12 protein-coding genes and 1 tRNA gene are annotated in these 13,662 nt (G+C 70.5%); 12 read left to right on the top strand and 1 reads right to left on the bottom strand.

Annotation, left to right across the window (positions count from 1 at the left end; genetic code table 11):
* Positions 1 to 82: 82 nt before the first annotated feature.
* From D3A60_RS10270 to D3A60_RS10235, 8 genes are all read left to right on the top strand, one after another.
* Entirely contained in the window at positions 83 to 1,063 is a 981-nt protein-coding gene (locus D3A60_RS10270) for an acyl-CoA desaturase (protein ID WP_119718564.1), read from the top strand.
* Positions 1,064 to 1,066: 3 nt separating this feature from the next.
* The gene (locus D3A60_RS10265) at positions 1,067 to 2,365 is read left to right on the top strand and encodes an NAD(P)/FAD-dependent oxidoreductase (protein ID WP_119718563.1); all 1,299 of its coding nucleotides are present in this window, start codon (positions 1,067 to 1,069) and stop codon (positions 2,363 to 2,365) included.
* The gene (locus D3A60_RS10260) at positions 2,362 to 3,195 is read left to right on the top strand and encodes a DUF1365 domain-containing protein (RefSeq protein ID WP_119718562.1); all 834 of its coding nucleotides are present in this window, start codon (positions 2,362 to 2,364) and stop codon (positions 3,193 to 3,195) included. Before D3A60_RS10265 ends, D3A60_RS10260 begins: the two co-directional genes overlap by 4 nt.
* Positions 3,192 to 4,481 (top strand): SAM-dependent methyltransferase, encoded by a 1,290-nt coding sequence (locus D3A60_RS10255; RefSeq protein ID WP_119718561.1) that lies wholly within the window; start codon positions 3,192 to 3,194, stop codon positions 4,479 to 4,481. The genes D3A60_RS10260 and D3A60_RS10255 overlap by 4 nt, the downstream gene beginning before the upstream one ends.
* A complete protein-coding gene (locus tag D3A60_RS10250; RefSeq protein WP_119718560.1) occupies positions 4,478 to 5,029 on the top strand; it encodes a DUF2878 domain-containing protein in 552 nt (183 codons plus the stop codon). The genes D3A60_RS10255 and D3A60_RS10250 overlap by 4 nt, the downstream gene beginning before the upstream one ends.
* Entirely contained in the window at positions 5,026 to 5,826 is an 801-nt protein-coding gene (locus D3A60_RS10245) for a DUF1295 domain-containing protein (protein WP_119718559.1), read from the top strand. Before D3A60_RS10250 ends, D3A60_RS10245 begins: the two co-directional genes overlap by 4 nt.
* A gap of 21 nt (positions 5,827 to 5,847) precedes the next feature.
* A complete protein-coding gene (locus D3A60_RS10240) occupies positions 5,848 to 6,927 on the top strand; it encodes an SAM-dependent methyltransferase (RefSeq protein WP_119718558.1) in 1,080 nt (359 codons plus the stop codon).
* A gap of 135 nt (positions 6,928 to 7,062) precedes the next feature.
* A tRNA-Leu gene (locus tag D3A60_RS10235) sits at positions 7,063 to 7,147 on the top strand.
* 260 nt (positions 7,148 to 7,407) lie between these two features.
* Here the strand turns inward: D3A60_RS10235 and D3A60_RS10230 are convergent.
* Complete coding sequence (locus D3A60_RS10230; RefSeq protein WP_231120466.1) at positions 7,408 to 7,824, bottom strand: helix-turn-helix domain-containing protein; 417 nt, start codon at positions 7,822 to 7,824, stop codon at positions 7,408 to 7,410.
* Positions 7,825 to 7,953: 129 nt separating this feature from the next.
* On the opposite strand from D3A60_RS10230, the gene D3A60_RS10225 reads away from it, so the two are divergent.
* From D3A60_RS10225 to rnr, 4 genes are all read left to right on the top strand, one after another.
* Entirely contained in the window at positions 7,954 to 8,364 is a 411-nt protein-coding gene (locus D3A60_RS10225) for a GFA family protein (protein WP_455423424.1), read from the top strand.
* 497 nt (positions 8,365 to 8,861) lie between these two features.
* Positions 8,862 to 9,644, top strand: coding sequence for an ATP-binding response regulator (locus tag D3A60_RS10220; RefSeq protein ID WP_119718555.1), 783 nt, complete (start codon positions 8,862 to 8,864; stop codon positions 9,642 to 9,644).
* A gap of 231 nt (positions 9,645 to 9,875) precedes the next feature.
* Positions 9,876 to 11,135, top strand: coding sequence for a hypothetical protein (locus D3A60_RS10215; RefSeq protein ID WP_231120465.1), 1,260 nt, complete (start codon positions 9,876 to 9,878; stop codon positions 11,133 to 11,135).
* 72 nt (positions 11,136 to 11,207) lie between these two features.
* Positions 11,208 to 13,649 (top strand): ribonuclease R, encoded by a 2,442-nt coding sequence (gene rnr / locus D3A60_RS10210; RefSeq protein WP_119719077.1) that lies wholly within the window; start codon positions 11,208 to 11,210, stop codon positions 13,647 to 13,649.
* Positions 13,650 to 13,662 lie beyond the last annotated feature (13 nt).

Raw genomic sequence — 13,662 nt, 5'->3', positions numbered from 1 at the left:
TGCAGTCGCCGGCTGAGGCCGGCGCTGCATCCGCGGTCCGACGGGCTGCGTAAAGCTGGGTAACCCGTTCCGGAGCCCGTCGATGCCGCAGTCGTCCACCGTTCGCCCTGCCGCATCACCGCCGCTGCGCCGGCGCGCGATCGCGGCCGTCCGGCGCTGGTTCGACACGGCAAGCGAGCTCGACGACAACGACCCGGCGGCCGACCGCATCGACTGGCTGCGCGCGCTGCCGTTCATCGCGATGCACCTGGCCTGCCTGGCGGTGTTCTGGGTCGGCGTCTCGCCGATCGCGGTTGCGGTCGCGGTCGCGCTGTACGCGGTCCGGATGTTCGCGATCACCGGGTTCTACCACCGCTATTTCTCGCACCGCACGTTCCGCACCTCGCGCCCGGTGCAGTTCATCGCCGCGCTGGTCGGCGCCGCGTGCGTGCAGCGCGGCCCGCTGTGGTGGGCCGCTCACCACCGCCACCACCACCGCCATGCCGACACCCACCAGGACCCGCACTCGCCTGGCCAGCACGGCTTCCTGTGGAGCCACGCCGGCTGGTTCCTGACCGCGCGCGCGTTCCGGACGCACTGGGAGCGCATCCCGGATCTCGCCAGGTTCCCCGAGCTGCGCTGGCTGGACCGCTTCGACCTGGTCGTGCCGGTCGCGCTGGCCGCGGCGCTGTTCGGCCTCGGCGCGCTGCTCGAGCGCGTCGCCCCGCAGCTGGGCACCAGCGCCGGGCAGATGCTGGTGTGGGGCTTCTTCATCTCGACGACGGTGCTGTTCCACGCGACGGTCACGATCAACTCGCTGGCGCACCGGTTCGGCAAGCGGCGCTTCGAGACCCGCGACGACAGCCGCAACAACCTGTGGCTGGCGCTGCTGACGTTCGGCGAGGGCTGGCACAACAACCACCATTTCTTTCCCGGCTCGGCGCGGCAGGGCTTCCGCTGGTGGGAGGTGGACCTGACCTACTACGGCCTGCGGCTGATGGCCCTGTTCGGCCTGGTGCGCGACCTCAAGCCGGTGCCGGCCTGGGTCCTCGCGCGCGCCGCGCAGCCGTCGGCGAGGGGCTGAGCCGTGCGCATCGCGGTGGTGGGGTCGGGCATCTCGGGGCTCGCGTCGGCGTGGCTGCTGTCGCGCGAGCACGAGGTCGTGCTGTTCGAAGGCAACGACTACCTCGGCGGCCACACCCACACCCACGACATCGAGCTGCAGGGTCGCCATTACGCGGTCGACAGCGGCTTCATCGTGTTCAACCCCGAGCACTACCCGCTGCTGTCGCGGCTGTTCGACGAGCTGGGCGTGCGGTCGCAGCCGACGACGATGAGCTTCTCGGTGCACAGCGAGGCGTCGGGGCTCGAGTACAACGCCGGCACCCTGGACGGGCTGTTCTGCCAGCGCCTCAACCTGCTGTCGCCGCGCTTCCTGCGCATGGTTCGCGAGATCGTCCGCTTCTACCGCGAGTCGCCGGCGCTGCTCCGCAGCGACGAGCCTGGCCCGACTCTGGGCGACTACCTCGCCGTGAACGGCTACGGCGATCTGTTCCGCGATGAGCACCTGCTGCCGATGGCCTCGGCGCTGTGGTCGTCGCCGGCGAAGCAGGTGCTCGACTTCCCGGCGCGCTATCTCGTCCAGTTCATGGCCAACCACCAGATGCTGCAGGTGGCCGACCGGCCGCAGTGGCGGGTGGTGCAGGGCGGGTCGTCGAGCTACGTGCGCGCGCTGCGCTCGCGGTGGTCGGTGACCGAGCGCGTCGCGACGCCGGTGCTGGGCGTGCGGCGCGACGCCGAGGGTGTCGAAGTGCGCGGGCCGGGCTTCGTCGAGCGCTTCGACCACGTCGTGCTGGCCTGCCACAGCGACCAGGCGCTGCGCATGCTCGAGGACCCCAGCGAGCGCGAGCGCGAGGTCCTCGGCGCGATCCGCTACCAGCTCAACGAGACCGTGCTGCACACCGACACGCGCCTGCTGCCGCGCAACCGCAAGGCCTGGGCGGCGTGGAACGCGCACGTTCCGGCCGACCCGCGCGACGCGTGCACGGTCAGCTACTGCATGAACCTGCTGCAGGGCATCGACGCGCCGGAGACGTTCGTGGTGACGTTGAACCGCAGCGAGGCGATCGATCCGGACAAGGTGCTGCGCCGCATGCGCTACCACCATCCCGTCTACGACCACGCCTCCGTCGCCGCGCAGCAGCGCAAGGCCGAGATCCAGGGCCAGCGTCGCACGTGGTTCGCCGGCGCGTACTGGGGCTGGGGCTTCCACGAGGACGGCATGCGCAGCGCGGTCGACGTCGCCGCCGCCCTCGGGTCGGGCTTCGATCTGCGCGCGACCCGCGAGCGCCCGGTCCTGCGCGTGCCGGTCGCGGAGCCGGCATGAACGCGGTCGCGGACCAACGACGGCCCGTGACGGGTGGCGCGGCGCCCGCCGTCGCCGCGCCGCCATGGGCCAGCGCGGTCTACGAAGGCACGGTCCGCCACCGCCGCCGCGCGCCGCACCCGCATGCGTTCACCTACCGGGTCGCCCAGCTGCTGCTGGACCTCGACGAGGTCGAGCGCGTGTTCGACGACCGCTGGCTGTGGTCGTCGCGCCGCCGCAACGTGGCCGAGTTCCGGCGCAGCGACTACCTCGGCCCGTCCGACCTGCCGCTCGCTGACGCGGTGCGCGAGCGCGTCCGCCAGCACACCGGCGTGCAGCCGACCGGCCCGGTCCGGCTGCTCACCCACCTGCGCTACTTCGGCTACGTGTTCAACCCGGTCAGCTTCTACTACTGCTACGCGCCCGACGGCCGCACACTCGAGACCGTCGTCGCCGAGATCACCAACACGCCGTGGTCGGAGCGGCACGCCTACGTGCTGCCGGTCGACGGCGCCGCGACCCGCGGCCGGGCGTTCGAGTGGTCGTTCCCGAAGCGCTTCCACGTGTCCCCGTTCATGCCGATGGACCGCAACTACCGCTGGCGCTTCACCGCGCCGGGCGACGACCTGCACGTGCACATGGACGTGCTGCGCGAGGGCGAGCCCGAGTTCGACGCGACCCTCGCGCTCAAGCGGCGTCCGCTGACGGGCGCCTCGCTCGCCCGCGTGCTGTGGCGCTACCCGGCGATGACCGCACGGGTGATGACCGCGATCCACTGGCAGGCGCTGAAGCTGTGGCTCAAGCGCAATCCCGTCCACGACCACCCGCGCACCCTCCGAGGCCCGCGATGAACGAACTGGTATCCCCGTCCACGCGCAGCGAGCGGTTCGGCGCCGTCGAGCGCTTCCTGCGCGCGCGCCTGCTCGAGCAGATCGGGCCGCTGCGCGCCGGCCGCATCGTGCTGACCGACGCGATCGGCGAGGTGCGCATTGGCGACGACGACGGCCCGCAGGTGCGGCTGTGGGTCGACGATCCGGGCTTCTACCGCGCGGTCGCCGCCAACGGCAGCGTCGGCGCCGGCGAGGCCTACATGGACGGCCTGTGGCGCTGCGACGACCTGGTCGGGCTGATCCGCCTGCTGGTGCGCAACCGCGACCTGCTCGACGGCATGGAAACCGGGCTGGCGCGCCTGGGCGGCATCGCGATGCGCGGGTGGAACGCCCTGCGCCGCAACACCCGCACCGGCAGCCGCCGCAACATCGCCGCGCACTACGACCTCGGCAACCCGTTCTTCGAGCTGTTCCTGTCGCCGGACCTGATGTACTCGTCGGCGCTGTTCGAGTCCGACGACGACACGCTCGAGTCGGCGTCGTTCCGCAAGCTCGACCGCATCTGCCGCAAGCTGAACCTGCAGCCGGGCGACCGCGTGGTCGAGATCGGCACGGGGTGGGGCGGCTTCGCGATGCACGCGGCCCGGCACTACGGCGCACACGTGACCACGACGACGATCTCGCGCGAGCAGCACGCCCTGGCCAGCGAGCGCATCGCCGCGGCCGGGCTGTCCGACCGCATCACCGTTCTGCTGGAGGACTACCGCGACCTGCGCGGCCAGTACGACAAGCTGGTGTCGATCGAGATGATCGAGGCGATCGGCGCGCAGTACCTGGACACGTATTTCTGCCAGCTTGGCGCGCTGCTGAAGCCCGACGGGCTGGCGCTGGTGCAGGCGATCACGATCGAGGACCACCGCTACGAGCAGGCGCGCCGCAGCGTCGACTTCATCAAGCGTTTCATCTTCCCCGGCAGCTTCATTCCGTCGATCGCGGCGATGACCGCCGCCAAGACCCGCGCCAGCGACCTGGCGATCCTGCAGATCGACGACTTCGGCGGCTCGTACGCGCTGACGCTGCAGGCCTGGCGCGAGCGCTTCCTTGCCCGGCTCGGCGACGTGCGAGCGCAGGGCTACGACGAGCGCTTCATCCGCATGTGGGAGTTCTACCTGGCGTACTGCGAGGGCGGCTTCCGCGAGCGCTCGATCGGCGTCGTGCAGATGCTGATGGCCAAGCCGGGCCATCGGCGCGCGGCGCTGCTGCCCGAGCGCGAACTGGCGGTCGACGGACGGACGCTGCAGGCATGAGGTTCTGGAGCAACCTCGTCGGCTACCAGCTGGTCTGGTTCTGCGCGGTGATCGGCGCCGGACGCGGGCTCACCTGGCCCGGCGTGGCCGCGGCGCTGGCGTTCGTCGCGTGGCAGCTGGCGATCAGCGACGACCGCCGCGCCGAGCTGCGCCTGCTCGCCGCCGCGGTGGCGATGGGCGTGGTGCTCGACGGGGTGCTCGCCTTCAGCGGCTGGGGCACGTACGCCGCGGCGTGGCCGTCGGAGCGGGCGGCGCCGCTGTGGATCCTCGCGCTTTGGTCGGCGTTCGCGCTGACGATCAACCACTCGATGGGCTTCCTGAAGCGCAGCGCGTGGCTCGCGGTCGCGTTCGGCGCGATCGGCGGGCCGCTGTCGTACCTCGGCGCGGCGCGCGGCTTCGATGCGCTGGTGCTGGCCGAGCCGACCTGGCGCGCGATCGCGTGGCTGGCCATGGCGTGGGGCGTGGCGCTGCCGCTGCTGGCGGCGCTGGCGCGGCGCGGCGAACGCACGGGCACGATTCCACTGGCACTGAACGAGGGCGCGCGATGAACCTGTGGACGTCGATCCTGCTGCTGTGGGCGCTGGCCGCCGTCGTGCAGACGCTCGGCTGGGTGTGGCAGCGCCGTCGCGACAACGCCGGCATCGTCGACGTGATCTGGTCGTTCGGCGTCGGCGGCGCCGCGGTGCTGTTCGCCGTCCTCGGCGACGGCGCGCTGCTGCCGCGCGTGCTGCTGGGCGTGCTCGGCGGCGCGTGGGGCGTGCGGCTGGGCTGGCACCTGTGGCACCGCGTCAGCCGCGAGGCCGAGGACGGCCGCTACCGCAACCTGCGCGAGCACTGGGGCGGCAACCAGCTCTATTTCTTCCTGTTCTTCCAGTTCCAGGCCCTGCTGATCGTGCTGTTCGCGCTGCCGTTCCTCGCCGTGGCGCGCAACCCGGTGGGCGAAGTGACGCCGTGGCTGGTCGGCGGCGTCGCGGTGTGGCTGCTGAGCGTGGTCGGGGAGGGCATCGCCGACCGGCAACTGGCGCGCTTCCGCGAGAACCCCGCTAACAAGGGAAAGACCTGCCGCGACGGCCTCTGGCGCTACTCGCGCCACCCCAACTACTTCTTCGAGTGGCTGCACTGGTTCGCCTACGTGCTGCTGGCGGTGGGTTCGCCGTGGTTCTGGCTCAGCGCGGCCGGGCCGGTGGTGATGTACCTGTTCCTGCGCTACGTCAGCGGCATCCCGTACACCGAGGCGCAGGCGCTGCGTTCGCGCGGAGACGACTACCGCCGCTACCAGCAGACCACGCCGATGCTGTTCCCGTGGTTCCCGAAATCCGATCCGACCCCGTCCACCGATGCCTGACACCGCCACAAGGGCCGCCGCATGAACGCCATCGTCGACAACGAACTCGCGCAGGACGCGCCGGCACCCGGGCTGCTCGGCCTGGCCGAGCGCGGCCTGGTCCCTGACCCGCTGCTGCGCCTGGGCATCCGCCGGATGTGCGCGCAGCGCCTGCGCGAGGAAATGGCCGGCGGCCTCGACGCGCAGGCCGCCCGCTACGCGCGGCGCATCGAGCTGCTGCGCCACAGCCCGGTCGCGATTCACACCGATGCGGCCAACGCGCAGCACTACGAGCTGCCGCCGGCGTTCTTCGAGCTGTGCCTGGGCAAGCGCTACAAGTACTCGAGCTGCTACTACCCGACCGGCGCCGAGACCCTCGACCAGGCCGAGGAGGCGATGCTGGCCCTGTACGGCGAGCGCGCCGAGCTGGCTGATGGGCAGCAGATCCTCGAGCTCGGCTGCGGCTGGGGCTCGCTGACCCTGTGGATGGCCGAGCGCTATCCGAACGCGCGGATCACCGCGGTGTCGAACTCGCGCCCGCAGCGCGAGCACATCGAGCGCCAGTGCCGCGAGCGCGGGCTCGGCAACGTTCGGGTGATCACCCAGGACGTCAACCGGCTCGAGCTCGACCCGGCGCAGTTCGACCGCTGCGTGTCGATCGAGATGTTCGAGCACATGCGCAACTACGACACGCTGCTCGGCCGCATCAACGGCTGGCTGAAGCCGGGCGGCAAGCTGTTCGTGCACATTTTCGTCCACCGCACGCTGGTCTACCCGTTCGAGACCGAGGGCGAGGACAACTGGATGGGCCGGCACTTCTTCACCGGCGGGCTGATGCCGGCGGCCGACACGCTGCTGTGGTTCCAGCGCGACCTGAAGCTGGAGCAGCGCTGGCTGGTCGACGGCACCCATTACCAGCGGACGTCGAACCACTGGCTGGAGAACCAGGACCGCAACCGCGACGCGGTCATGGCGATCCTGACGCAGGCCTACAGCCCGCAGACGGCGAAGCTGTGGTTCCAGCGCTGGCGCATGTTCTGGATGGCCTGCGCGGAGCTGTTCGGCTACGACGGCGGGCAGGAGTGGGGCGTGGCGCACTACCGATTCGTACGGCCGGCCTGACGGTCCGCCGGACGACCGTCACGGTGCCGGCGCGGGGCGGGCCGGCGCGCGTAAAATCTTCGCGGCGATCCGTTGACAAGCCGCGCGCCGCGCCGCAACATACGCGGCCTCGCACGGGTTCGCCCGCTGCGATTGGCCCAGGTGGCGGAATTGGTAGACGCACTAGTTTCAGGTACTAGCGGGTAAAACCGTGGAGGTTCGAGTCCTCTCCTGGGCACCAACACCGATTCGCAGGACATGCCGCACCGTCCAGCGCATCACGACAAACCCGCCGATCCGGCGGGTTTTTTGTTTCAGTGCCCCCCGGAACATCCCATTGCGGCCCAGCCAAGCTGGGGGTCACATTTGGAAGCGCCTTTCCGCGGGGAGCCGGGCCCGCCTGGCGAAGGCCGACATGGACGGCGACAAGGCCTGCAAGTCAGTCGCCCAAACCCGCGCTCGAGGCCGACTTCGTCGCGACCCCGCTGTGACCACGTGAACTCAGCTTGCGGTGAAGAAAAGCGGTTGCGACAGCGACATCACCTGCTGCAGCCGTTTGGCCTCAACGCCGGGTGAGTTGCCGAAGAGTCGTTTGAACTCGCGGCTGAACTGCGATGTGCTTTCGTAACCCACATGGGCCGCGGCGCTGGCCGCCGTATGGCCGTTTCGGATCATCAGCAGTCGCGCCTGGTGCAGGCGTATCGACTTGATGTACTGGATCGGCGATGTGTGGGTGACCGACTTGAAGTGGCTGTGGAAAGCCGGAACGCTCATGCTGGCCTCATGGGCCAGCGTGGCGACATCGAGGTCGCTGTCATAGTGGGCATGAATGCGGCGCAGGGCTTTCGCAATGCGGCCAAAGTGCCCGCTCTGGGTGAGCGCGGCGCGCAGCGAGCCGCCCTGTTCGCTCGTGAGCACGCGAAAAGTAATCTCGCGAAATATCGCCGGCCCCAGCAGGCAACTAGCATGGCGCCCAAGAACCCGTCCGGTCCGACGCCGCGTCGAGGCCCGACTCAATTCCAGTCTTAGGCGGTAGAAGGAAAGTAAGTGATCACCTCACCATTCTCTGGCGGCTGCGCCTGTGGCGCGATACGTTACGTTTGCCATGGCGACCCCATCGCCATGCTCAGTTGCCATTGCCGCGACTGCCAGCTGTCCAGCGGCGCCCCCTTTGCGTCGGGCGTCGTCGTTCGCGTCGCTGAAACAGAAGTTTCTGGAACCCTCGGGGCATACACAGTTCGAGGCAGCAGCGGGGGATCCACCACGCGAAGCTTCTGTGCGCAGTGCGGCACGCCCCTTTTCACCCGAGGCGAAGTGGTCCCGGACCTGATGTCCATTCGCTTTGCGTCCCTCGATGACCCCTCGGGCTTCAAGCCCATGGTGCATATCTGGACCTCGAGCGCTCAGCCATGGGTGCATCTCGGATCGGATATCCCGTGCTATCCGCAGTCACCGTAGGTGACTGCGCGGGTTTTGCCGCAGATCAGATGATCGCGCCGATTGCGGTCTCTCGGGTTGCTAGAAGGCGCAACGTCCCGATTCGTGCCTAGCGGATGTCCACTCAGGAGCACTCGCGCTGGTCTCGAGTGGTCGCACCGGGCGCGTGCCCGCTGCTGGCTTCCAAGCGGCGGACTAGAGCGCAGTGGAGATGGGTATCGCTGACCAGACGACTTCTGCGGCGTGGTTAGCCATGTCGTGAGCGGGGGCACTGAACGATTCACCTGCGCGGCGCGGCGGGCCGCGGTTTGCCGCTGGCTGGTCGCCCGGCTAGATTCGTTGCCGATGAGACCGTGCACTCCACCTGATTCGCTCGCGGGCAACGCGACATCGCGCGCGCCACGCCTGCGACCTGCCCGCGGCGCGGCCGTGTCATCGCTCGCCGGGCGGGCGGGTCGCTGCAGCCGTTCCTCGACGCGCACCGGCACGCGCTTGCCGTCGCGCTGCCCGACGAGCCGGTGTTCGTCGAAGCCGACCTCGGTCGCCTCGTGCAGGTGTTCGGCAACCTGCTCAACAACGCGGCCAAGTACACGGCGGCGGGCGGGCACGTCTGGCTGACCGTGAAGCGCGAAGGCGATTGGGCCGTGATCGCCGTGCGCGACGACGGCGCCGGGATCCCGGAGGACATGCTCGCGGCCATCTTCGAGATGTTTACCCAGGTCGACCATTCCGTCGCGCGGTCGCACGGCGGCCTCGGCATCGGACTGACGCTGGTGAAGAGCCTGGTCGAACTGCATGGCGGCACCGTCCACGCGTGGAGCGACGGGCCGGGGCGCGGCAGCGAGTTCGTCGTCCGGCTGCCGACCGTGCCCGGCGACGACGCGAGCGCGGAGGCGTCGCCCGCGTGCCGGGCGTCGCTGCCGGCCCCGCCGCCGCATCGCGTGATTGTCGTCGACGACGTCGAGCCGTCGGCCAACACAATGGTGTTGATGCTCACGGCGCTGGGCCAGCAGGCGCACGCGGTGTACGACGGCGCCTCGGCGCTGCGGGAGGTCGAAGCGCTGCGGCCGCAGCTGGCGCTGGTCGACATCGCGATGCCGGGCATGGACGGCTACGAGGTGGCCAGGCGGGTAAGGGCGCTGCCGGGGCGGCAGCCGGTCCTGGTCGCGCTGACCGGCTACGGGCAGGAAGACGATCGTCGCCGCGCGTTCGAGGCCGGGTTCGACCACCACCTCGTCAAACCGACGACCGTGGACGCCCTGCACGAACTCCTTATGACGGTGCCTGCCGCACGGGCGTGACGTGGGCGGCCGTGGCGGGGGCGTTTGTGATGCTGCAGTTGGCCAGGGCCGGGACGCGCGTCGTGCGCCCTGGACATGTCCGCTGCACCCGGAGACGCGCACCTTGAGGCGGACCCACGCGATGCCCATGTCGGATGCGTGAAGGACCGGACAGTGAGCGCGCACGTGCAAGATCCCCGATGGCCCCTGCCCGATGACACGTGCGACGCGGCCTGCCTGTCAACCGACTCGATGGAGCAGCTCAACCGCGACTGCTTCTGCATCGGCGTGAATCCGAGCGCGCTGCACGGCGAACTCGAGTCGCTGCTCGCCGCCCACGGCGTGCCCGCCGCATTGGCCACGTCGCATCCGCATCTGTTCTCCGCACTGCCGGTGTACGTCGCGCGAGCGCACGTGGAGCGCGTCGACGCCGTCGTCGCGGCCGTCGAACAGGTGGTCGCGCTGCCGGCGTACCGGTCGGCGGCGCTCGCCTGGGCGCCCGGCATCGCGGGCCATGACCCCGGCTCGCCGGGCGGGCTGCTCGGGTTCGATTTCCACCTCGGTCCGGAACGGCCGCGGCTGATCGAGATCAACACCAACCCCGGCGGCGCGCTGCTCAACGTGCTGCTGGCGCAGGCGCAGCGCATCTGCATGCCGGCCATCACCGCGCCGCCGACGGATCCCCGGGCGGCGGAAGACGCGGTGCTGTCGTCGCTGCTGGCGGAATGGGAAGGACAGCGCGGCGCCGCGCCGCTGCGCTTCGTGGCGATCGTCGACGAGGTGCCGGAGCAGCAGTACCTGTACCCCGAGTTCGTCATGTACCGCGCGCTGCTGCGGCAGCACGGGCTGCGTGCCGAGATCTGTGCGCCGGACGAACTGGTGCCGCGCGACGGCCGGCTGTGGTGGCGCGACGAGGCGGTCGACCTGGTCTACAACCGGCTGACCGACTTCGCGCTGCAGGCGCCGGCGCACGGGGTGCTGCGCGAGGCGTATCTCGCCGGGCAGGTGGCGCTCACGCCGCACCCGCGCGCGCACGCGCTGTACGCGGACAAGCGCGACCTTTCGCTGCTGGGCGACGGCGCCTTTCTCGCGGCGGCCGGCGCGGACGCCGACGCGATCGCCACGCTGGCGGCGTCCGTGCCGCGCACGCGCCGCGTCACGCCGGACCACCGCGATGCGATGTGGGCGGAGCGGCGCGGCCTGTTCTTCAAGCCGGCGGCGGGCTTCGGCAGCAAGGCCAGCTACCGCGGCGACAAGCTCACGCGTCGCGTGTGGGATGAGATCGCGCAGGGCGAGTACGTGGCGCAGGCACTCGTCGCGCCGAGCGAGCGACGGCTCGCGTCGGGTGGCGGCGCATTGAAGGTGGACCTGCGCTGCTATGCGTACCGCGGCCAGGCGCTGCTGTACGCCGCCCGCGTCTACCAGGGACAGACGACCAACTTCCGCACGCCCGGCGGCGGGTTCGCGCCGGTGCTGACGCACGCCATGACCGCGGATGCGCCGCGCAGCTGACGCCGGCGGGTGACCCCGCTGCCGCGCCGATGCGCCGACACCGCGTTCATCGCGATGTGCGACGATGCCGTGATGACCAAGAAACCCCCGAGTCGCGGCCCGAAAACCGGGCGTTCCACCGCGAAATCGTCCGCCGGCAAGCCTGCCGGCGCCTCCGCGGCACGCGGACCCAAGTCCGCTTCGAAATCCACCGGCAAGCCCGGACCCAAGCGTCCCGGCTGGCTGCCCGAGCCGCCCCCGAAAGGATTCCGCCCGCCGTCGATCAAGCCGCCGTCCGACGGCAGCGACCCGCACGCCGAGCGCGAGGCCTCGCGCTACGCGGAGCCGATCGCCAGCCGCGAGATGATCCTGCAGGTGCTCGCGGCCGCCGACGGCCCGATGACCGCCGACGAGCTGGCGCAGAAGCTCGCACTGACCGCGCCCGACCGCTTCGACGCGCTCGGCAAGCGCCTCGGCGCGATGCTGCGCGACGGCCAGCTTCTGCAGAACCGCAAGGGCGAATTCGCGCCCACCGCGCGGATGGACCTGATCCCCGGCGTCGTGATCGCCAACCCCGACGGCTTCGGCTTTCTGCGGCCCGACGCGGGCGGCGGCGACGACCTGTTCCTGCCGCCGTTCGAGATGCGCAAGGCGATGCACGGCGACCGCGTGCTCGCCAGCGTCACCGGCGTCGACCGGCGCGGCCGCCGCGAGGGCGCGATCGTCGAGGTCCTCGAGCGCCGCCTGACGCGCCTGATCGGCCGCTACACGGTCGAGGCCGGCATCGGATTCGTCGTGCCGGACGACCGCCGCATCCAGCGCAACGTGCTGATCCCGGCCGAGGACCGCGGCGACGCGCAGCACGGGCAGCTGGTCGTGAGCGAGATCGTGCAGTCGCCCGACACGCGCCGTCCGCCGATCGGCCGCATCCTGACCGTGCTCGGCGAACGCCTGACCGCGTCGCTGGCGGTGCAGGCGGCCATCCACGGCAACGACATCCCGCACGAGTTCCCGCCCGAGGTGCTGGCCGAGGCCGCCAACGTGCCGGTCGCGGTCGACGCGGCCACCGTCGCCAAGCGCGTCGACCTGCGCGGCCTGCCGCTGGTGACCATCGACGGCGAGGACGCCAAGGACTTCGACGACGCCGTCTACTGCGAACCCAACCGCGACGGCTTCCGCCTGCTGGTCGCCATCGCCGACGTGTCGCACTACGTGCGTCCGGGCACGCCGCTCGACGATGAGGCGCAGAAGCGCGCGACGTCGGTGTACTTCCCCGGCTTCGTCGTGCCGATGCTGCCCGAGACGCTGTCCAACGGCATCTGCTCGCTGGTGCCGCGCGTCGACCGGCTGTGCTTCGTCTGCGACATGCAGGTCAGCCGCGACGGCCAGGTCTCGCGCGCGCAGTTCTACGAGGCGGTCATGCACTCGCATGCGCGCCTGACCTACACCCAGGTGTGGAACGCGGTCGGCGACGGCATTCCCGAGGCCGACCGCGAGGACGCGCTGCAGCGGATCGGATCGCTGCTGCCGCAGGTCGAGCGTCTGCACCAGCTGTACCGCATCCTCGACAAGGCGCGGCAGAAGCGCGGCTCGATCGAGTTCGAGTCCAGCGAGGTCCGCTTCGTGCTCGGCCCGCAGGGCGAGGTCACCCAGGCCGGCATGATCCAGCGCAACGACGCGCACAAGCTGATCGAGGAGTGCATGATCGCGGCGAACGTCGAAGCCGCGAAGTACCTGCTCGACAAGCGCGTGCCGGCGCCGTACCGCGACCACGACAAGCCGCCGGAGGCTAAGTACGCCGACCTCGAGGAGTTCCTCAAGGAGTTCAAGCTGCGGCTGCCGCCGTGGGGCAAGGTGCAGCCGCGCGACTTCCGCGCGCTGCTGGAGAAGATCCGCGAGCGCCCGGACGCGGCGCTGCTGGAGTCGGTGATCCTGCGCAGCCAGTCGCTGGCGGTGTACGCGCCGGAGAACATCGGCCACTTCGGCCTGGCGCTGGAGGCGTACGCGCACTTCACCTCGCCGATCCGCCGCTACCCCGACCTGCTGGTGCACCGAGCGATCAAGCACGCGCTGGCCGCCGGCAAGCCCGACCAGTTCACCTACTCGCCGCATGAGATGGCCGCGCTGTCGCTGCAGTGCTCCGAGCGTTCGCGCCGCGCCGACGAGGCCCAGCGCGAGGTCGACGAGCGCTACCGCGCCGCATGGATGGAGCAGCACGTCGGCGGCCAGTTCTCCGGCGTGATCAGCGGCGTCACCAGCTTCGGGCTGTTCATCGAGCTCGACGACTCGAAGGTCAACGGCCTGATCCACGTGACCCAGCTGCCGCACGACTTCTACCATTTCGACCCGATCCGCAAGACGATGACCGGCGAGCGCACCGCGCGCGAGTTCCGGCTCGGCGACCGGGTCGACATCGTCGTGCTGAAGGCCAGCGTCGAGGACCGCCGGATCGACTTCCGGCTGGCCGAGTCGCACGGGGTCAAGGCGATGCCGCCGCGCGGCACGCCGGCCAAGCGCACCAAGCAGAAGTACTGACGGTGGGTGCCGG

Source organism: Cognatilysobacter tabacisoli (genome assembly GCF_003586305.1).
GTDB classification, from domain to species: Bacteria; Pseudomonadota; Gammaproteobacteria; order Xanthomonadales; family Xanthomonadaceae; genus Cognatilysobacter_A; species Cognatilysobacter_A tabacisoli.
The sequence above is the reverse complement of the archived record's forward strand: the minus strand, read 5'-3'. Positions and strand labels throughout refer to the sequence as shown.